Below are 20750 nucleotides of genomic sequence, written 5' to 3'. Positions count from 1 at the left end.
GCCCGGCCCCGGCTTTGCTAGCCCGGCCCTCCGGTCAGAAAGCCCTGCTCCGTCACCAGAACGACAAGGTCCGACAGCGATTGCTCGATCCCCCGGCCGCTGGTGTCGAGCGTGGCACCGGCGCGCGCGTATTGCGCCTCGCGGCTTGTCAGGATCGAGCGCAGCTGATCCATCGCCGCCGGGTTGCCCGCCATCGGCCGCATGTCGCCCTGCGCGCGCACCCGCTCCATGTGTTCGGCAGGCGACGCCCGCAGCCAGATCGTGTGGAACCGGGCCAGAAGCATCTCGTAGGTTTCGGGCTCCGACACGATTCCGCCCGCCACGGCCAGAACCATCGCCTCGTGGCCATCCGCGATCCGGCCGATCGCGCTGGCCTCGAGCCGGCGATAACCCTCCTGCCCGTAAAGCGCGATCAGCTCGGTCACCGGCATGCCCGATTGCGCCTCGATCTCGGCGTTCAGCTCGACGAAGGGCAGATCCAGCCGGGTGCCCAGCTTGCGACCCAGCGTGGATTTGCCCGCCCCGCGCAGCCCGATCAGCGCAATCCGCCGGCCCCGCGCCGCGCCGCTTTCCTCGGGGGCGAGTATCTCGCGCACGCGGGCGCGGGTCGGCGCATCGGCGGCGCGGAACAGATCGGCGATCCGGCGGGCCTCGGGCGCCTCGTCATCGGCCAGAAGATGCTCCACCCGTTCGCCCAGGGCGTCGGCCACGCGCAACAGCACCCCGACCGAGACATTGCCCTGCCCGGTTTCAAGATTGGCGAGGTAGCGGGGCGAGACGCCCGACAGCTCCGACAGAACGCGCCGCGGGATCCCCTGCCTCTGACGCGCGCGGCGCACCCGGTCGCCGATTTGCGCCATCAGCGCCTCGGTCGCCTCACCGGTGTTCGGGGCGTCAGTCATGGCCGTCGGCGCCTTTCCTGTCCGGGCGAGTGTCATGGCCCGACCCCGACCCTATGGTCCGCCCCTTGGCGCATCAATCCCCGGCCCCCGTATCGCGGGGCAGCCATTCCGCGATCATCGCCCGGATCTCGGGCGGCGGCGATTGCTTGCGGAAGGCATCGGCCACGATGAACACGCAGGTGAACCGCCCGTCGAAACAGATTTCCCCATCCTGCCGGCCGGTCACTTCGAACGTGATCGAGGTCCCGCCCAGGCGGACAGGCCGCACATCGCACAACAGCCGGTGACGGGGCGTGACGGGGCGGCGGAAATCCATCGACAGGCTGACGAAGGGCGTGCCGAGATTGCGGTCCATCTCCATCTGGAACCAGCCGTCGCCGCCCAGCACATGTTCCCACCAGCCGTTGATCGCCTCGAGGGCGAAGGCCGGCAGACGGCCGGTATAGGCAATGCGCGCCGGGTCGCAATCGCCCCAGCTCACGCGGATCTCGTGGATATAGGGATCGGGCATTGTGTTTCTGCCTCGCGGTCGGCCAAGGGCGGGGGGCACCAAATTTAGCTAAATTTGGTCGCCCCTGCCCCGGCCGGGTCAATAGGTTTCGACGTGGTAGCGGCCATCGTCGCGCATCTTGTCGCGCAGCGCAGCCCAGTGTTCGCCGATGCTTTCGGCGATGCTGGTAAAGGCGCGCTCCACGCCCTCCTCCATGCCGCGCAGGCCGCAGATATAGATGTGGGTCGCGGGATCGCTCAGCATGGCGGCCACGTCATCTTGTGCCGCGATCAGCCTGTCCTGCACGTATTCCTTGGGCTGCCCCTCGATCCGGCTGAACACGAGGTGTTTCTTCAGCATGGTGTCCGGCACCTTCTTGAGCGGTCCGAAATAGGGCAGGCTTTCGGGCGTGCGCGCGCCGAAGAACAGGACCATGTCCCCGTCGCCGCCCGCCATCGCGCGCTGCCGGTGCATGGTGAAGGCGCGCATCGGCGCCGATCCCGTCCCGGTGCAAATCATCAGAAGCCGCGCATCCGGATCCTGCGGCATCAGGAAGGTCTGGCCCCACGGCCCCGTGACCCGCACCTCTGCGCCCTGTTCCAGATCGCACAGATAGGTCGAGCAGACGCCCCCCGGTTCCCGCTTCACCGTGAGCGAGACATTGTGGAAATTCGGCCTCTCCCCGTCGCGGGGCGACGAGACCGAATAAAGCCGTGGCAGATGGGCCCGGCCCTCGGCATCCTCGCCCGGTGGCAGGATGCCGATCGACTGGCCCTCCAGCACCGGAAAGCTTTGCCCCCCGAAATCGAGGATGATGTGGCGCACGTCGTGATCGGGATCGTCGGTCAGCCTGTAATTGCCCTGCACGATCGCCGCGACCGGCTTGGACAGCGGATAAAGGTTGACACTGGGCCTGGCCGCGCTCGCGGGGGCCACGGGCCTGCCACCTGCGCCCTTGTGCGCTTCGGCCAGAAGGGCCGCGATCGGATCGTCGTCATCCGTATCGCCGCCCGCGGCAAGGGCGATGTCTTCCTGCTCGGGCAGTTCCTCCCAGCCATATTGCTCCTCGAGGCTGTAGGGCTCTGCCACGATACGCCAGTTGTCGATCGATCCGGTGGGGCAGACCGGGATGCAGGCCATGCATTCATCACAGCTGTCGGCATTTACCACGACATTGTTGTCGTCATGCTCGATCGCGCCCACCGGGCACGACATCTCGCAGGTATAGCAGCGGATGCAGATCTCGGGATCGATCAGGTGCTGTTTCATCGGCAGTGTCATCGCGTTTCCTTCGCTGTCGGGCAAAGCCTGCGCGTGCCCGGTCTGGTCGTTGGTGCGATGGCGTGGGGTCGGGGTGCAGGGAGGCCCGCGTCAGCCGCGGTTCAGAACCACGTCCGGAAGGCTGAGAGCCTCGATCAGGGCAGCGCACAGGCCGGTGCATCCCTTGCAGCCGATGCAGGGGCCCTGAACCGACATGATCTCTTTTCCCAGCGCTTGCGTGCGCGGCGCGTGGCCGATCTGTCGCTCTGTCATCATCTCGGGTCTCCCTCTGCCTCCCGGTGGCGATGAACAGGCACGATAGGCCCTCATCGCCGGGCGTCCTTGCGCCAGATCAAGTCGCTCTCACCGTCTCACGGCTGATCGGGCGCCCGCGTGGGCGCCGGACCAGCCGCGCAAACCCTTACGCCATGTGCAGTTTCACATATTCGAAATCGCCCGGCTTGTTGTCGATGCCCACCTTGGGCGGGGCGATCCAGCTGGCAAACTGGCCGGGCTCGTAGCAGGGCACCATCAGCGACTGGATGAAATCGCCGTCGGCTTTCGTGGGCAGCCAGTCCTTCGACTTCGCCTCCCACTCTTCCCTGGACAGGATCTTGCCCTCCGGGTCGACATTGACGCTCGAGAAAACGCCGATCTGACGGTGAAAGCCCTCGTGCGGCAGCTTCAGTTCGAAATCCACGCCAGCCTTGGCGATGGCCTTGTTCCAGCGGCCGACGCCGCCCGAGGCGTCGCGGACGTAATCGTCGCGCAGGCGCATGTTGATCGCCGTCAGCGCCGGCACATCCTCGGTCACGATGGTGCCATCCCTGACGGACCGGACGACATAGGTGTCGCCGGTCAGGCGGTGGTCGTCGTCGATCCGCTGTTCCATGTAGCGGCCCTTGATGCCGGCGTTGAAGGCGTTCGCCGCATTGGTCGAGACCTCCTGCCCGAACAGATCGAGCGACAGCGAATAATGCAGGTTCAGCTTTTTCTGGATGGTCGGCAGGTCGATCACGCCCAGATCGCGGATCTTGTCGATGTCATAGGGGTCGGAAATTCCGGCCTCCTTCATTGCCTGACACGTGCGCTCGACGATGCGGCCGACGCCGGTTTCGCCCACGAACATGTGGTGCGCCTCTTCGGTCAGCATGAAGCGGCAGGTGCGTGACAACGGGTCGAAACCCGATTGCGCAAGGCTTTCCAGCTGCATCTTGCCGTCGCGGTCGGTGAAATAGGTGAACATGAAGAACGACAGCCAGTCGGGCGTCTCTTCGTTGAAGGCGCCCAGCATGCGCGGGGCCTCTTCCGACCCGGACGACCGGCGCAGCAGATCGTCAGCCTCTTCGCGGCCGTCACGGCCGAAATACTTGAACAGCAGATAGACCATCGCCCAGAGGTGGCGGCCCTCCTCGACATTGACCTGAAAGAGGTTGCGCAGATCGTAAAGCGAGGGCGCCGTCTTGCCCAGGAAACGCTGCTGCTCGACCGAGCCCGGCTCGGTATCGCCCTGGATCACGATCAGCCGCTTGAGCATGTTACGGTATTCGCCCGGAACTTCCTGCCAGGCTGGCTGGCCGTAATGCTCACCACACGGCACGGTCCGGTCCTCGACCTGCGGCGCCAGCAGGACGCCCCAGCGGTATTCCGGCATCTTGACGTAGTCGAACTTGGCCCAGCCCTTGGGATCGACGCTCACGGCGGTGCGCAGGTAGACGTCGGATTTCTGGAAATTCTCGGGGATCAGGTCGTTCCACCAGTTGATATAGCCGGGGTGCCAGCGCTCCAGCGCCTTGAGCACCTTGCGGTCCGAACTGAGCCCCACGTTGTTGGGGATCTGCGTGTCATAGCTGACATTGATCAGGTCGAGCATCTTGGGCTGTCCTCTCCGTTGTCGCCCGGAAACTTTCAAAGTTTCCGAACCGGTTTCTTTCAAAGAAACCGCGTGCGCCAGGCGTCACACGCGTTCCATGTCATAATCGCCGCGCTGGCCCGTGCCATAGCGTTGCAGCGCACCGTTCGGGCCCACCGCGTTGGGCCGGTTGAAAATCCAGTTCTGCCAGGCGGTCAGCCGCCCGAATATCCGCGTCTCCATCGTTTCGGGGCCGGCAAAGCGCAGATTGGCCTCCATCCCCGTCATCGCATCGGGCGAAAAGCTCGCCCGTTCCTCGAGGAAGATGCGGATCTCGTCCTCCCAGTCGATGTCGTCGTAGATATAGGTCACAAGGCCCAGCTCCTCGGCGCGCTCGGCCTCGATCGCTTCGCCGATCGCCTCCTTCGCCGTCCCGACCGCCTCGGGCGTGCCATAGAACCGCGTCTGCAGACGGGTCAGGTCGTTGCCCATCGGGTAGGCGCCGAAATTGCCGTCGCTCAGGTGGATCGCGGCAAGCGCGCGGTTGTCGCCCTCGAACTCGTCTTCCATCATGTAGCTGCGGTCGACGGCCCAGAGGATCTCGGCCAGCATTCCCGCAAAACACGACCCATGTTCGACCAGCGCGACAAGGCTGCGCGAGGTCACGTCGATCCGCTTGAGCACGCGTTTCCAGTATTGCGCGATCTCATTGGCCAGCCAGTGATCGCGGTGGTCCAGGATCAGTGCCTCATGCTCCAGCACCGCCTCCGGATCGCCCTGGCTGCGGAACACCCAGTTGCCCAGCGTCATCTCGTTCAGCCGCAGGTGCAGGATCGCGTCATCCAGCTCGCGCGCCAGACGCAGCATGTAGCCCTGATCCCCCTGCGCCACGAGCGCATCGGCGCTCTCAGGTGCGGGTTCATCGGGGCCGTGGATCGTGATCGTGGCCTTGCGGCCCGCCCGATCCAGCGCCACCTCGACCAGACTGTAGGTGATCGCATCATCCGTGATCGTTCGGCTTATCGGGCCAAGCGTGATGCCCTGCGTCACGTCGGCCTTGGGCGATTGCGCCGCGAATTCGCGGGCGCGTCGGGCGACCGTTTCATCGAATTTCGAATTCGGGATCACCTCGTCCACCAACCGCCAATCCTGCGCCCGCTTGCCCCGCACACCTTCTTCCATCGAGCAGAACACATCGGCCAGATCGCGCCGCACACGGCGTTTGTCGGTGACGCGGGTCAGGCCGCCCGTGCCCGGCAGAACCGCCAGAAGCGGCACCTCGGGCAGCGCCACCGAGGACGAGCTGTCATCGGTCAGCATGATGTGGTTGCACGCCAGAGCCAGCTCGTATCCGCCCCCCGCGCAGGCGCCCTTGACAGCGGCGATGTATTTCTGCCCGCTGTCGGCCTCGGCCGCTTCGAAGGTGTTCCGCGTCTCGTTGGTGAATTTGCAGAAATTGACCTTGTGACTGTGCGCCGCGCCGCCCAGCATCCGGATGTTGGCGCCCGCGCAAAAGACCCTGTCCTTGCCCGATTGCATCACGACAACCTTGACCTCGGGATGTTCGAACCGCATCCGCTGCACGATATCCGACAGTTCGATATCGACGCCCAGATCATAGGAATTCAGCTTCAGCTGATACCCATCGAACAGCCCGCCATCCTCGTCCACATCCATGAACAGGTTCGCGACCGGCCCGTCATATTCAACCCGCCAATGGCGATACTTCGACGGATCGGTCTGAAAATCGATGGCCTTGGTCATTGGGCAATCCCTGTTCTGATCCCGGAAGGATAGGGTATCGGCACGGAGAGGTAAACGAATTTATGCAACATAGTGCCACCGATATTCCGATCAATTCCCGACATTCTGCGTATTCACCCCGGCCTACACACCAATTTATGCACTATATTGCACTATTCCGCCGGACCCGCTCAAGCCGGGCCCGAATCCCCTCGATGCTCTGACCCAGGACCATGTCCGCACCGACCCGGTCCAGATGATCCTCGACCAGCGCCGCGATCCGCGCCACCGCGCGCGGCCGGCCCATCCGGGCCTTGACCCCGGCATTGGCGACCTGGATCAGCGCCTGCACCGCCTCGCGTTCGGGCGACGGATCGGGGCAGGCCATCCAGACCGGCTCCAGCACTTCATGCGCCTCCCAGTAGAAGCCCTCGTCAAGGAACCGCAGACCGGTGACGAAGGCGTCCGAGACGGCCAGTTCCTCCGCGGGCACGCCGGGCGCCACGCTGTCGCGGATCGGATCGAAGGCACCCTCGGGGTGACGCGCGGTCCGGCCGGGGACATAGGCATGGGGCGGATGCCTCACACCACCTCGACCCGCGCAGCCTCGATCCGGGTGAGCCTGTCGGTGAACGCGGCCACCGCATCCAGCACGATTTCGGGCTGTTCGACATGAGGCGCATGACGACATTCGTCGAGGATCGCCACATCGACCGGCGCATAGGACCGGCCCTCGATCTCTTCGATCTGGGCCAGCGTGCCGTATTGGTCGTCGCGCCCCTGCATCGCCAGTACGGGCACGCGGATGTAATCGATCACCTCCGACACGTCCCAGTCCCGGAACCCGGGGTCGAGCCAGGCCTCGTTCCAGCCGAGGAACGCATTGTCCGGATCGCGGTGATACTTGGCCATCCGGTCACGCAGGCCCGCGTCAAAGGCATCGCGCGCCTTCGCGATCTCGGCCAGGCCCATCGGCTCGGTAAAGAAATGCGGCGCCATCAGGATCAACCCGCGGACCCGGAAATCCTCCACCCGGCCGGCATATTCGGCGGCGATCGTGGCCCCGTCGGAATGGCCCATCAGGATCACCCGCTCCAGCCCCAGCGCCTCGATCACCTGCGGCAGAACCTCGATCGCCTCGCGGGTCATGTAATCCAGAGGACGGGGCAGATCGGCTGGGTCCGACTGGCCATAGCCCGCCCGGCTGAACGCCACGACGCCCAGCCCCGTCGCCTGTGCCAGACGTTCGGGAAAGTCGCGCCACAGCGCGAGACAGCCCAACCCTTCGTGCAGAAGAACGATCGTCGGCGCGGCCCCTGGCTCCCGGCCCCGGCAGGCATATTCCAGCGACTTGCCCCCGGCAGTCAGCCGCCCCTGCCCCCACCGGGCCATCAGGCGCCCTCGCGCAGTTTGAACCGCTGGATCTTTCCAGTCGCCGTCTTGGGCAGGTCGTCCACAAACTCGATCCAGCGGGGATATTTCCACTTGCCGATCGTGGTCTTGACCATGTCTTTCAGCGCCTCCGCCGTGGGCGGCTCCTGCCCGGGCTTGAGCACGACGAAGGCCTGCGGCTTGTCCAGCCCATCGTCATCGGGCCGTGCGACAACGGCGGCCTCCAGAACCGCCGGATGCGCGATCAGGGCCTGTTCCACCTCGAAGGGGCTGACCCAGATGCCCGAGACCTTGAACATGTCGTCCGTCCGCCCGCAATAGACATAGCGGCCATCGGCGCGGCGTTCATATTTGTCGCCGGTTCGTGTCCATTCTCCCTCGAATGTCGTCCGGCTCTTGCCGCGCTGGTTCCAGTATCCATCGGCAGACGACGCCCCGCGCACCAGCAATTCGCCCACCTCGCCGGGGGGCACCTCGCTGCCCGCTTCGTCGACAAGGCGCAGGTCATAGCCGGGCACCGCGACGCCCGACGTCCCATAAACCACGTCGCCCGGCGCATTGCTGAGGAAGATGTGCAGCATCTCGGTCGAGCCCACGCCGTCGAGGATGTCGATCCCCCAGATCGCGTGCCAGCGTTTGCCCACCTCTTCCGGCAGCGCCTCGCCCGCCGAGATCGACGTGCGCAGCGGCGCCTGCGGGTGACGTCCCTCGCTTTCCCATTTGTGGATCAGCGCTGCGAACAGCGTCGGCACCCCGCAGAATATCGTGGGCTTCTCGGTTTCGAGGATGTCGCTCACCGTATCGGGCGTGGGTCTGCCGTGGAAGATCACCGTGGTGGCCCCGACCGACAGCGGAAAGGACAACGCATTGCCGAGCCCATAGGCGAAAAAGAACTTGGCCGCGGAATAGACGATATCCTCTTCGCGGATCCCCAGAACCTGCGCGGCATAGGTTTCGCAGGTGGCGCGCATCGACCCATGCACATGGCGCACGCCCTTTGGCTGCCCGGTGGAGCCTGACGAATACAGCCAGAACGCCGTCTCGTCGGCGCAGGCGGGGACGGCGGCGACCGGCTCGGCCCCCTCGACAAAGGCGTCAAGGCTGGCCATGCCCTCGGGCGCCTCGCCGCCGACCACAACGATCTCGCGCAGATCGGGGCAGGCCCGCGCGGCGGGCAGGACGGTATCCAGCAACTCGGCCGACACGAACAGGATCGCGGCGCGGCTGTCCCTGAGGATGACCTCATAGACCTGCGTCGCCAGAAGCGTATTGATCGGGATCGGGATCACGCCCGCCTTCATCGCGCCGAAGAACAGCTGCGGGAATTCGATCTGGTCCAGCAGGATCATCGCCGCGCGTTCCTCGCGCCGCAATCCGGCCCGCAACAGCGCCCCCGCGACCCGCGACGACCCCTCTGCCAGTGCGCCATAGCTCAGGCTGCGACCCGCGCCCCCGGCCTCGCGAAAGGCTGTCTTGTCGCCCCGGCCTTCCGTGACGTGCCGGTCCACGAACCACAGGGCCGCGTTTTCGTTCGTCGTCATCCGATCCTCCCTCGGGCCGTATCCGGATGCCTCCCAACATCCGAATCGTTATGCTCTATAATGCAACCGGCCGGTCATGATGCGAGGTTTTGTCGCATGTCGCGGCCATTTTGTGCATTATCCTGCAAGTTACGAGCCGACGAGAAGCGTCCCCCTGTCGGCATCGTCATAGAGCCTGTCGACAAGCGCGGCGCGGCGCGACAGGATCTTCCGGAAATTGATATTGCCCTTGGCGGTGACCTCGCCCTCCGCGATCGACGGCGGCTCGGCCAGCACCTGAACGCGCGTGATCCGGGCCGACGATCCCTTGCCCGCGTTCTCGGATTTCAATCGGGACAGGATCTCGGCCCCATCGACGATCAGCACGCCGTCATCCTCTTCGGCGCCGTCGCGCAGGGATGGCGCCGGCACGATCAACAGGCCCACCTCATTGCGATTCACCCCGGTCAGGATCACGTCCATCGCCAACCCCCTGAGCGCGATCAGGATATCAAGCCGCAGGTTCGCGGCCCGCACCCATGTGCCGGACGACAGCTTGAACTCCTCCGCGATGCGGCCGTCAAAGCGCAGGCCCATCGCGTCATTGCCGGGCTCGACAAAGGCCATCGCATCGCCTGTGATGAAGAAGCCCTCCTCGTCAAAGGCGGCTTCGGTCTTTTCGGGATCGTTGAAATAGCCTCGCGTGATCGTCGGACCCCTGACCCGAACCTCGTACCTGTTCTCGTCATCCGGGATCAGCTTGACCTCGAGCCCCGGGACCGGAACGCCGACGATCCCCGACCGCGTGGTCGGCTCATGCTGGATGATCGCCGCGGGCGCCGTTTCCGTCAGGCCCCATGACGAGGTGAAAAGCGGCATGTCCCCCCGCACCTCGCGGGCCATATCCTCGAGATCGGTCCAGACATCCTGCGGCAGCGACGCGCCGGCATAGAACAGCATGTCGAGGTTCTCGAAATAGCGCTGCTTCAGGTCCGCATCCTCGCGCATCGCGTCGCGGATCTGGGCAAATCCCACCGGCACGTTGAAGGCGATGGTGCCGGTGATCAGCCTCTGGTTTTCGATCGTGCGCGGGGCCAGCTGCGGCGAGGGCTTGCCATCGTCGATATACAGCGCGCCGCCGTTGGCCAGCATCATGTTCACGTTATGCGACCCGCCAAAGACGTGGTTCCACGGCAGCCAGTCGACGATCCGCGGCGGCCGTTCGGCGACAAAGGGCAACGTCGCGGCAAGCTGAGCCTGGTTGGTGCACATCATCCGGTGCGTCGTCAGCACCCCCTTGGGCGCCGAAGTCGACCCGGATGTCATCAGGATCTTGGCCACCGCATCGGGGCCAACGGCGGCATTGGCCGCCGACACATCCCCCTGCCCTGCCAGAAGGTCGGAAAACGGGGTGACACCCTCGGGCACATTGACGCTCGCCACCTTTTCCAGCCCGTCAAAGCCGGGCAGGGTCAGCGCCGCGCCATAGGGCCCGCCATCGGCCGCGAACACCATGCCCGGCCGCACCAGACCGGCGACATGATCCAGCTGTTTGCGGGCATCGGGGATGAGGGCATATTGCTCAGCCACCGGCACGACGGGCACGCCCACATATTGCGCGGCGAACGACAACAGCGCGTGGTCGACCCCGTTGCCCGAAATGATCAGAACAGGCGTTGTCGCCCCCATGCCCCGATCCAGAAGACGTGCCGCGATGGCGCGCACCATCTCGAGCGCCGCGGCATAGCTCACCTCGCGCCAGCCCGGGCCGGACCGTTCGGCAAGAAAGATCGCCTCCGGCGTCGCCTCCGCCCAGTGATGCAGCCAGTCGGTCGTGCGGTCGACCACCGGGCCAAGCGGCACATTCGATGTCATCAGGATCGCGCCGTCGGGCCGGTCCTGCCGGGTGACGGAATGGCGGCGGTACAGGGTCTCAGTCATGCTCGCGGCTCCCCTGCCGTTCTACCTGTTCCAGCATCCGGACAAGCGCTGCACGGTCTTCGGCGTTTATGGCCCGGGTCATGCGCCGGTCATGCCCCTCGACGTCCTTGCGCGCCCGAGCCAGAACCTTGGTGCCTTCGGCCGTCAGGCTAATCTCGTAGGCGCGCCTGTCGGCCATGGCCCGCGTCTTCTCGATCAGCCCGGCCCGTTCCAGCTCGTCGAGGATCACGACAAGGTTCGGCGGCTCGATCGTCAGCAATTCGGCCAGCTTGCTTTGACGAAGCCGCTCATGCGCGCCGATCAGTGACAGCGCCGAGAACGAGATCATGCGCAGCCCATGGGGCCGCAGCGTCTCATTCAGATCGGTCTGGATCGTGTTGAACGCGCGCTTGAGCCCATAGCCCAGATAGGCCCGAAGCGGCGCATCCGAAGGGTCCTTGACGATGGTCATCCGCGCCCGCCTCCCATCCTAGACCAGCAGAAACAACGTGATCGCCGGGAACGCGACGAGGATCGCAACCCGGATCAGGTCCGAGGCCACGAAGAACAGAACCGCCTTGTAGGTCTCGAGCATCGATGTCGTGCGATCCAGCGCATTGATGATGAACAGATTCATCCCCACCGGCGGCGTGATCAGGCCCACCTCCACCACGATCAGCACAAGGATGCCGAACCAGATCGCCGTGCGCTCCTCGGCCAGGGCGTTGGCCATGCCAGAGGTCACCCGGATATCCAGCGCGCGCTGCATGTCGCGGGTGATCTCCGCCCCCGCGGCGATCGCCGCCTCGATCTGGGCGCGCATCTCGGGCGCAAGATCGGTGACGGTTGCCAGCGCCTCCCGCGCGGCTTCGTGCTGCATCGCGATCAGGTCGACCAGTCCGAAATCGAGGATCGAGATCACCGGGAAGAAGATCGGAACCGTCAGCAGGATCATCGACAGGCTGTCCATGACGCAGCCAAAGATCAGGTAGAAGCACAGGATGATGATCAGCACCGTCCACGGGCTGAAGCCCTGATCCACCACCCAGGCCGACATCTCCTGCGGGACCTGCGTCAACGCAAGGAACCCGTTATAGAACGCGGCACCCAGCACGATGAAAAAGATCATCGCCGTCGACCGCGCCGTGACTGTGAAGCTCTCGAACAATGTCGACCGGTTCAGCCCGCCATTGGCCCAGGCGATCAAACCGGTGCCAAGCGCGCCGACCGCCGCGCCCTCGGTCGGAGTGAAGATGCCGCCATAGATGCCGCCCACAACCGCGACAAAGACCAGAAGAACGGGCCAGACCGCGCCAAGCGCGCGGAACCGTTCGGCATAGGGCACCCGATCCCGCACGCCCGCGCGTTCAGGATAGATCCGCACATAGATCGAGATCGCGATCATGTATCCGATCGCCGCCATGATGCCGGGGATGATCGCGGCGAGGAACAGCTTGGCGATGTTCTGCTCGGCCAGGATCGCATAGATCACCAGAACCACCGAAGGCGGGATCAGGATGCCCAGCGTGCCGCCCGCCGCCAGCGTCGCGGTGGAAAACCCGCCCGCATAGCCGTATTGGCGCAGCTCCGGCAGGGCCACGCGCCCCATGGTCGCCGCCGTCGCCAGCGACGATCCGCAGATCGCGCCAAAGCCACCGCAGGCCCCGACCGCGGCCATCGCCACGCCGCCCTTGCGGTGGCCAAGCCATCCTTCGGCCGCCTTGAACAGGGCCTGGCTCATGCCGCCAAGGGTTGCGAAATGCCCCATCAGAAGGAACATCGGAACGATCGACAGGGAATAGTTGGAAAAGGTGGTGTAGGTCTCGCTCTTGAGCCGGGCGAGCGCGATATCCGCCGTGCCCTGAACCAGCCACAGCCCGACGAAACCGGTCGTGAACATCGCCAGTCCGATCGGCACTCGCAGGAAAATCAGGATCAGCAGCGCCGGAAACGAATAGATCCCGATTTCAAGGTTGCTCAATGCTCGGCTCCCAATTCGTCGGTGACGATGCTGCGTCCGGTCGTGGCTTCGGCAACCCGGGCCAGCGCCATGTAGACGGCGACAACGGCCGCAACGCCGGCTCCCAGAACACTGCCAGCATAGGCCCACCAGACCGGAAACTGCAAAAGCAGCGTCGTCTGGCCTGACCGGATCTTGCTTTGCATGCCCGAGAAAAGCTGAACCGCGATCACGATCAGCACCACCGCGAACAGAACTTCGATCAACGCGCGGAGGATCCGCAGCGCCCTTTCCGGCATCCACGACGTGAAGATATCGACCGTGGCATGGCCGACCGTCACCTGTGTCAGCGGAAGGAAGGCGAAGATCGAGAATGCCATGCCCGCCTCGACAAGTTCGAAATCACCCCGGATGGCCCCGACACCCGCATCGATCAGCCACTGGGCAAGGCCCGGGAACAAGGATTGGGCCACGTCGGTATGCAGAAACGAATTCGCAGACCGGCCGATGATCGACAGGCACACGATCAGGATCAGGATCGACAGGACAAAGCCGCCGAGGATCGCCATCACCCGCGAAAGTGTCAGGAAAAGCCGATGCATCACGTCCCCCTCGGGCCTCGACGGGCCCGGCACAGTTTTTCGGCAGGGAAATGGGTCGCGCCCCGCGGGACGCGACCCCTATGGCTCAGCCGTCGTAGGCGTCCATCAGGGCGCGAGCTTCATCGATCAGGGCCTGCCCGTCGATACCGCGCGCGTCCATATCCGCGATCCAGCTTTCATAGATCGGCTCGGCGATCGCGCGCCATTCGTCGGCGTCCTCTTCGGAAATGGTGATGATGTTGTTGCCGTTATCGACCGCGATCTGGCGCGCTGGCCCGTCGGCATCCGCCTGCGTGCCGCCGGCGAAGATCGAGAACTCCAGACCGGAATTGTCGTCGATCACCTGCTTGAGATCGTCGGGCAGCCCTTCGTAGGTGTCCTTGTTCATCGCAAGAACGAAGGTCAGATTGTAAAGTGCGGGACCTTCGAACTCGGTATGATTGTCCACCAGCTCGGACACGCGAAGCGAGGTCGTAACCTCCCACGGGATCGTCGTGCCGTTGATCACTCCTTTCGACAGCGCCTCCGACACGGCCGGGACAGGCATGCCCACGGGCTCGGCGCCCAGAAGCTCGAGAAGCTGATTCACAAGACGCGAACCGCCGCGGATTTTCATCCCCTCGAGATCGGCCGGGCTCTCGACCGGGGTATCGGTGTGGAACAGGCCCGGTCCGTGCACCCAGGTGCCAAGCATGTGAACATCGGCAAATTCACCATCCTTCATATGGGTCTCGAACATCTGCCAATAGGCCGACGACGCCGCGCGGGCATCTTCCACCATGAACGGAAGCTCGAACACCTCGGTCGTCGGGAACCGGCCCGGCGTATAGCCGACCACTGTCCAGACGACATCGGCGATCCCGTCGATTGCCTGGTCCATCAGCTCGGGCGGGGTCCCGCCAAGCGCCATGGCCGCATACCGCTCGACCTCGATCCGGCCTCCGGATGCCTCTTCGACATTATCCGCCCAGACGTCCAGAACAAGCTGGGGCACATTCGCCTGCGCCGGCAGGAACTGGTGCAGCCGCAGCGTGACCTCCTGCGCCAGCGCGCCCGATGCCGTGAGCGCGGCGATGGCAACGCCACCCATCGCACCGATGATCGTTCTTCTCGTGGTCATGATATCCTCCCTGTGACCAGTCCTCCGACACGCCTGACCGTCTCTCCCCTTCGGATCAAACGTCGTATCAAAAGCTATGATACATATCTATTATGATCTGTCACCATTTATCGACGCTCGACCTGGTTGTGAAATCAGAGCCACTTCCCGCTCCGATATTCAAGCACGGATTCACGCCGTGACGAAGTCCATCGGCCGTGTCAGGGTCTCGGCCGAGACCGCACCCTCCAGCCCGGTCGAGCCATACAGCCAGTCGACCTGATCGTACCATTCCTCGGGCCGGCGCTGCGACATCACCGCGTTGCGCAACGCGGCATGGGCGCCCTCGGGGTGATAGATGTGTTCGCCGATGGCACGGCTTTGCAGCTGCACCCGCGCCGTGCGCAACTGCCGCCGCACGGCATAGCGGGCAAGTGCCGCCGGAATGTCCTGCGCCCCGTCCAGCTCGGCCGAAAGGGCCACGGCATCCTCCATGGCCATACAGGCTCCTTGCGCGAAATATTGCAGCATCGGGTGCGCCGCATCCCCCAGAAGCGCGACGCGCCCTTCGGTCCAGGTCATGACCGGATCCCGGTCACATAGAACCCAGAGTTTCCAGTCCCGGCCCTTGTCGATGATCTGCCGCGCGATCGGCGCCACATGCTCGAACCCGCGGCGCACCTCGTCATGGCCGACGGGCTGGCCTGCGACAGGGTCGGGCGCATCGTTGTGATAGGTCACGACAAGGTTGAACAGCTTCCACCCCGACAGCGGATAATGGACGATATGGCATTTCGGCCCGGCCCAGAGCGTGGCCGCGTTCCAGCGCAGATCCTCGGGCATCTCCTCGACCGGGATCACGCTGCGATAGGTCGTGTGGCCCGACACGCGCGGCGCGCCGTCACCCACGAGTTGCCCGCGCACCTTCGACCTCAACCCGTCTGCACCGATCAGAACCGACCCCGTCACGCGCACGCCATCGGCCAGGATCGCGGTCACCGCCCCGTCGTCCTGTTCGTAGGATGCCACGGCCGATGACGTGCGCAGCTCGACCAGCGGATCATCCATGCAGGCCTTCAGGAACACGCCGTGCAGATCGCCCCGATGGACGACGGCATAGGGGTTGCCGAACCGGGTGCGGAAGGCGGCGTCCAGCGGGATACGGGTGATCTCCTCGCCGCCGATCGCATCCATCAGGCGCAGGTTGTCGATATAGACGGCCATGTCCCGGGCCGCATCCCCCACGCCAAGATAGTCGAATGCGTGAAAGGCATTCGGGCCCAGCTGGATCCCGGCCCCGATCTCGCCAAGGTGAGCCGCCTTTTCCAGAACGATCGAGGCGATGCCCCTGCGCGCCAGGCCGATGGCCGCGGCCAGCCCGCCAATCCCCCCGCCCGCAATCAGAACCGGGCGCGTCATGCCCCGCCCCTCCTGCCGTGCAGACCAAAATTTTCAAATTTTGGTGCGCCAAAATTCGCGAATTTTGGCCCCACCCTCATTCTGCAGGTCCGATGGTCAGGCTGATCGGGTCCAGCCCGTCGATACCGCCCTTGATCCGGTCTCCGGCAACGACCGGCCCCACGCCTTCGGGCGTGCCCGTCAGGATCACGTCGCCCGGCCCAAGGTGGTAATAGCCCGACAGGTATGAGATCACCGCCGGCACATCGTGGATCAGCAGATCGAGCGTCGAATCCTGTTTCGTCTCGCCATTGACCTTCAGCCAGATGCACTGCCCCGCGACCGCGCCGAAATCGCCCGCCTTCGTCATCGGGGAAAAAACGGCCGAGCCCTCGACATCCTTCCCGAAATCCCACGGCCGTTTCACGTTTCGCGAATTCACCTGCAAATCGCGCCGCGTCATGTCGAGCGCGCAGCCATAGGCATAGACCGTCGCTTCCGCCGCCTCCCGGTCGCCCCGGAAGATCGGCGCCCCCAGCGCCACGGCCAGCTCCATCTCGAAATGGTAGTTCTCCGTCCCCGGCGGATAGGGCTGGGTCGTGCCCGTCGGCACGGCGTGCAGCGCCGCCTTGGTGAAAAAGAACGGCGCCTCGCGGTCGACCTCGTATCCCATCTCCTCGGCATGGGCGGCATAGTTGCGCCCCACGCAGAAAATCCGGTGAATCGGATAGGTCGCATCTTCCCCCCTGACGGAGATCGTCCGGACATCCGGGGCCGGGAATAGGGTGCTCATCTCACGCGCTCCTCGTAATAGCCCAGCTTGTCCTGAAGCGGGCGGTCATGGATCCGAATGAGAAAGCTTTCCTCCTCGGCATAATGGTCGATCTGGGCAAAGACGGGCGCGGTGAAGGTGTCCTTCGGGCCCCATTCGATCTTTTCGCCGTTGATGCGGCTGTGGCCCCTGCCCTGCACCACGTGAAACGCCGACGACGCCGAACGCAACGGCGGCTTTGCCACCTCACCCGCGTGCATCATCATCGCGGTGAACCCCATCGTCGGCAACACGTCCTCGCCGGTTTCGGGGTTGATGAAATCAAGTTCGGCGCTCTCGCCATGGGCCGCCATGGCCCGCAACGCGGCCTCGGTCTTGGCCCAGGGATAGCGCATCATCGGATACCGCCGCGCCCGCATGGCCGACCGCGACGGCGCCAGCCCCGCCGCGCGATATTCCACCTCGCTCGCATCGGGGCGGTTGCGCTGCGGCTGAAGCGGGCCTTCCGTCGCGTAGGAGCCTTCCAGATAGACGAAGACCGGCAGATCCAGCGCATCGAGCCAGACGACAGGCTCCGTGCCCTCATGCCCGTGATCGTGCCATTCGCCGCCGGGCGTCAGGACGAGGTCCCCTTCCTCCATCGGCAGCTTCTCCCCGTCGACGACGGTATAGCCCCCCTGCCCTTCTACGACGATCCGCACCGCCGAGGGCGTATGCACATGCGCCGGTGCCGTCTCTCCCGGCAACAGAAGCTGCAGCCCGAGGTAGATCGACGCCGTCGCCTGCATCGCGCCCACGCCGCGCCCCTGATCCGACAGGACAAGAACCCGCCGTTCCGCCTTTTCCACCGGGGTCAGCTCCCCCGCACGGATCAGCAGGGGCCGCACCGCCTCATAGGCCCAGTGGCTCGGCTTCGTGACGGGGTTCGGCGCACCATGCGGCAGGACGTTGCGCATCATCGGCCAAAGCGGCGCGACGCCGGCCTCGTCCATCGCGCGGCGATAGTCGGCCGGAAGCTCCTCCAGCGTTCCCAGTTGCGTGCTCATCGCGATCCTCCCTCTCACGTTAATACAATGTGTACTTATGATAAGTATACTTGTCAAATCACTCCCGACCCTTCATCATGGGCAGCATGACCGACTTTCACCATATGCCCGGCCACCTGATCCGGCGGCTTCACCAGATCGGGGTCTCCGTCTTTCAGGACAGGATGAAATCCGCGGGGCTGGATCTGACGCCCGTGCAATTCGCGGCGCTCTCCGCGCTGCGCGATCATGACCAGTGCGACCAGGCCACGCTGGCGGGCCTGATCGCCTATGACAGGGCCACGATCGGCGGCGTCGTCGACCGACTCGAGGCGAAGGGTCTCGTTGCCCGCGAGATCAGCCCCCGCGACCGCCGCGCACGGATCGTCTCACTTACGTCGGCGGGTCGTGACCTGCTGGCAACCGCGACCCCGCTGGTGACCGAGGCGCAGGCCGACATGCTTCCGGGCCTGTCGAGCGACGAAGGCGCGACGTTCCTCGACCTAGCCTATCGCGCCGCCGCCGCCGGGAACCATCTCAGCCGTGCGCCCCTCGTCCTCCCCGAGCCAGAGAGCGAGGCGTGAACGCCGCGCCTCGCTTGCCGCGCTTTGCGCCGCAAAGGGCCCCTTCCGGGAATGAAACTCAGCCGAGATCCGCGCCTCGGCCCCCGGGCTGAGCGCGAGATAGGCCCGCGCAAAGGCGCGCCGCGCGGCCTCGCCCGGCCAGTCGTCGGGAAGCGCCTCCGGCGGCAGACCGGGATCACGCAGAACCGCCAGCCGGAACAGGTGAACGAGCCGGAGCCGCGCGATCAGCGCCCGGGCCGGATCATCCGGAACCGGATCACCCGCGGCGCAGGCCCGGATCACCGACCCATAGGCCGCCGCCTGCTCGGCCAGGGGCCAAAGCCGCATGGCCAGCGCGGACCAGTCGCCCGTGCCAACCGGCGACCGCATGATCGCCCGTGCGGCCATGTCCTGCCCGTGATCGGGGCCGAGCCACAGGCCGGGCGCCACCTCGGCCATGCCGTGGCCAGCCATCGCCTCGGGCTCCGCCGGGTCCTCGACCCAGATCCAACCCCGGGGCCCCTGCCCCGGCGCGGCAAAGATCACGTCGGAGGCGGCGGCGAAATCCCCGCGCGCGGCCTCGGTCAGGCGGTAATAGCTGCGCCGCCCCGATCGCGCCCCGTCCAGCTGACCCGCGCTCACCAGCCGCGACACGGCGGTGCGCACAAGGCTCTCGCTCAGGCCAGCCTCGGCGCAGATCGCGATCAGCGACCCCATCCAGAGAACGCCGCCACGCGGCTCCACCACGTCGCCATAGATTGTGACGATGAAGGCGCCCGCTCGCGGCGGCTCGGCTGGTGAAAAATCGGCCCTGGTCATCATCGATCCCGTCGCACGGCCACGGGACAGGCGCGTCCCGGACGGCGACACACCTAACCCGACCCGCCCATCGCGGTCCAGACGCCCGGTCACCGCATTTGCAGAGCGCTGCCGCCTTATGGGAAATTCCCGAAGACACGCGCAATGCATGGACAACCGCTTGATCCGCCGCTCTGTCGGCCAGGAGGCCGGCAAGGGGGCGCAGCAAGGGTAACCGCGCCTTAATGCCGCTGCGCCAGGTCCGGCGTCGAAGCGGGCCGCGCCCGGGAGACTTCGGCCCTACCCGCACCCATCTTCACTGCACGCGTGACAACGGCCAGACGGCGGAGGTACGGGATGACCAAGGGCACGACAGGGTCGGCAGGACCGCGACCGCGAGATCCTCCCGGCCGGGCACACGGGCTGGGCCATGAGAGTCTCTTCCGAACTCCTGTTCTAAACGCTCAACCCGGCAGGCACGTTCTCGACCGCTATCGGCGGAACGTCCGCGTGGTCTGCGTCATCGGCCCCAGATGGCAATGCAACGATCTTCGACACCAAGGCGGTCTGGACCCTGCGTGACGCCGTTAACCGCGAGCTGTTCCAGGACGTTCAGTTCAAGGTCAAATTCGGCGATGCGGCGGTCTTCTACATCCTGTCTGAAATCCCTACCGTGGCCTGCCGGACCTATGAAACGCTGGAATACGATACCAAGCCGGACAACCAGTCCGGCGACCCGGTCTTTTCCTGCCTCGACCACGATTACGACGCCTTCGGCGCCTATTCGGTGGCCGTCCCTTCGGGCAACGGTGAAGTCGATGGGTCTTTCGAGGACACCACGAAAATGGACCCGACGCCGAGCTGGGGGGTCTCGGGCACGGGGGGTGTCGCACCGGGCTGGACCGATGCCACCGGTTTTGCCGTCGAATTCCAAAATGACGGGAGCGGCGGGCTCGATGCGACGGATGGCGCGAACTGGCTCGATCTGGAGGTATCCCTCGGTCAGAACTCCGCCATCAGCCAGAGCATCGCCGGCCTCGTCGACGGTCAGACCCACATCTTGACCTTTGATGCGGACGATCTGTCGAATGCCGATGACGGCACTGCGCTCGACAACAAGTTCCAAGTGATCTGGAAAGGCAATGTCGTCGCCACGATCGATCCCAGCGACGGTTCCTGGACGACCTATACGTTCTACGTAACGGGTGGCGCGGGGACGGCGCAGGCACGCTGACCTTTGCTGGCGCAGGCAACGCCGACGGCATGGCCGCATCGATAGACAACGTTCAGATGTATGCCGCTGCCGAAAGCGGATCCGGGAGCGGCAGGGTCGAAGGCAGCACAGGCGATAACGTGCTGTTCGGCAGCGCGGGCGACGACGTCATCGACACCGACAATGCCCTTGCCGACACGGTCAGCGTGGCGGTCTATGCCCTCGGCGGCGACGGCACGAT

20 protein-coding genes are annotated in these 20750 nt (G+C 65.2%); 2 read left to right on the top strand and 18 right to left on the bottom strand.

Annotation, left to right across the window (positions count from 1 at the left end):
• Positions 1–17 precede the first annotated feature (17 nt).
• The 17 genes from EP376_RS11055 to EP376_RS10980 form a co-directional block, all read right to left on the bottom strand.
• Complete coding sequence (locus EP376_RS11055; RefSeq protein ID WP_127655582.1) at positions 18–902, bottom strand: helix-turn-helix transcriptional regulator; 885 nt, start codon at positions 900–902, stop codon at positions 18–20.
• A gap of 73 nt (positions 903–975) precedes the next feature.
• A complete protein-coding gene (locus EP376_RS11050; protein ID WP_127655581.1) occupies positions 976–1413 on the bottom strand; it encodes an acyl-CoA thioesterase in 438 nt (145 codons plus the stop codon).
• Between the two features lie 78 nt (positions 1414–1491).
• Positions 1492–2673, bottom strand: a complete 1182-nt coding sequence (boxA, locus tag EP376_RS11045; protein WP_127655580.1) for a benzoyl-CoA 2,3-epoxidase subunit BoxA — start codon at positions 2671–2673, stop codon at positions 1492–1494.
• Between the two features lie 90 nt (positions 2674–2763).
• Entirely contained in the window at positions 2764–2928 is a 165-nt protein-coding gene (locus EP376_RS22990) for a hypothetical protein (RefSeq protein ID WP_164744913.1), read from the bottom strand.
• A gap of 145 nt (positions 2929–3073) precedes the next feature.
• The gene (boxB, locus tag EP376_RS11040) at positions 3074–4525 is read right to left on the bottom strand and encodes a benzoyl-CoA 2,3-epoxidase subunit BoxB (RefSeq protein WP_127655579.1); all 1452 of its coding nucleotides are present in this window, start codon (positions 4523–4525) and stop codon (positions 3074–3076) included.
• Positions 4526–4609: 84 nt separating this feature from the next.
• Positions 4610–6268, bottom strand: coding sequence for a 2,3-epoxybenzoyl-CoA dihydrolase (boxC, locus tag EP376_RS11035; RefSeq protein WP_127655578.1), 1659 nt, complete (start codon positions 6266–6268; stop codon positions 4610–4612).
• A 142-nt stretch (positions 6269–6410) separates the two neighbouring features.
• Positions 6411–6833, bottom strand: a complete 423-nt coding sequence (locus tag EP376_RS11030) for a DUF309 domain-containing protein (protein ID WP_240652451.1) — start codon at positions 6831–6833, stop codon at positions 6411–6413.
• On the bottom strand, positions 6830–7639 hold the full coding sequence (locus EP376_RS11025; RefSeq protein WP_127655576.1) for an alpha/beta fold hydrolase: 810 nt from the start codon (positions 7637–7639) through the stop codon (positions 6830–6832). The genes EP376_RS11030 and EP376_RS11025 overlap by 4 nt, the downstream gene beginning before the upstream one ends.
• Entirely contained in the window at positions 7639–9180 is a 1542-nt protein-coding gene (locus EP376_RS11020) for a benzoate-CoA ligase family protein (protein WP_127655575.1), read from the bottom strand. Before EP376_RS11020 ends, EP376_RS11025 begins: the two co-directional genes overlap by 1 nt.
• A gap of 129 nt (positions 9181–9309) precedes the next feature.
• Positions 9310–11100 carry a feruloyl-CoA synthase gene (locus tag EP376_RS11015; RefSeq protein WP_127655574.1) on the bottom strand — a complete coding sequence of 597 codons (1791 nt, stop codon included), beginning with the start codon at positions 11098–11100 and terminating at the stop codon, positions 9310–9312.
• Positions 11093–11551 (bottom strand): MarR family winged helix-turn-helix transcriptional regulator, encoded by a 459-nt coding sequence (locus EP376_RS11010; RefSeq protein ID WP_127655573.1) that lies wholly within the window; start codon positions 11549–11551, stop codon positions 11093–11095. Before EP376_RS11010 ends, EP376_RS11015 begins: the two co-directional genes overlap by 8 nt.
• An 18-nt stretch (positions 11552–11569) precedes the next feature.
• Entirely contained in the window at positions 11570–13060 is a 1491-nt protein-coding gene (locus EP376_RS11005; protein WP_127655572.1) for a TRAP transporter large permease, read from the bottom strand.
• Positions 13057–13641 carry a TRAP transporter small permease gene (locus tag EP376_RS11000; RefSeq protein ID WP_127655571.1) on the bottom strand — a complete coding sequence of 195 codons (585 nt, stop codon included), beginning with the start codon at positions 13639–13641 and terminating at the stop codon, positions 13057–13059. Before EP376_RS11000 ends, EP376_RS11005 begins: the two co-directional genes overlap by 4 nt.
• A gap of 85 nt (positions 13642–13726) precedes the next feature.
• Complete coding sequence (locus EP376_RS10995) at positions 13727–14761, bottom strand: TRAP transporter substrate-binding protein (protein WP_127655570.1); 1035 nt, start codon at positions 14759–14761, stop codon at positions 13727–13729.
• A 171-nt stretch (positions 14762–14932) separates the two neighbouring features.
• Positions 14933–16159 (bottom strand): 3-hydroxybenzoate 6-monooxygenase, encoded by a 1227-nt coding sequence (locus tag EP376_RS10990; protein WP_127655569.1) that lies wholly within the window; start codon positions 16157–16159, stop codon positions 14933–14935.
• Positions 16160–16235: 76 nt separating this feature from the next.
• Positions 16236–16931, bottom strand: coding sequence for a fumarylacetoacetate hydrolase family protein (locus tag EP376_RS10985; protein ID WP_127655568.1), 696 nt, complete (start codon positions 16929–16931; stop codon positions 16236–16238).
• Positions 16928–17956, bottom strand: coding sequence for a cupin domain-containing protein (locus EP376_RS10980; RefSeq protein ID WP_127655567.1), 1029 nt, complete (start codon positions 17954–17956; stop codon positions 16928–16930). Before EP376_RS10980 ends, EP376_RS10985 begins: the two co-directional genes overlap by 4 nt.
• A gap of 50 nt (positions 17957–18006) precedes the next feature.
• Here EP376_RS10980 and EP376_RS10975 point away from each other — a divergent pair, with 50 nt between their 5' ends.
• Complete coding sequence (locus tag EP376_RS10975) at positions 18007–18519, top strand: MarR family winged helix-turn-helix transcriptional regulator (RefSeq protein ID WP_338068394.1); 513 nt, start codon at positions 18007–18009, stop codon at positions 18517–18519.
• On the opposite strand, the gene EP376_RS10970 is transcribed toward EP376_RS10975, so the two are convergent.
• A complete protein-coding gene (locus tag EP376_RS10970; protein WP_164744912.1) occupies positions 18439–19317 on the bottom strand; it encodes a PaaX family transcriptional regulator C-terminal domain-containing protein in 879 nt (292 codons plus the stop codon). The two genes, EP376_RS10975 and EP376_RS10970, sit on opposite strands and share 81 nt — an antisense overlap.
• 652 nt (positions 19318–19969) lie before the next feature.
• On the opposite strand from EP376_RS10970, the gene EP376_RS10965 reads away from it, so the two are divergent.
• Positions 19970–20530: a hypothetical protein gene (locus EP376_RS10965; protein WP_127655565.1), complete on the top strand. Its 561-nt coding sequence runs from the start codon at positions 19970–19972 to the stop codon at positions 20528–20530.
• The last annotated feature ends 220 nt before the right edge of the window (positions 20531–20750 follow it).

The organism is Alexandriicola marinus (assembly GCF_004000435.1).
Classification (GTDB): domain Bacteria; phylum Pseudomonadota; class Alphaproteobacteria; order Rhodobacterales; family Rhodobacteraceae; genus Alexandriicola; species Alexandriicola marinus.
The sequence above is the reverse complement of the archived record's forward strand: the minus strand, read 5'-3'. Positions and strand labels throughout refer to the sequence as shown.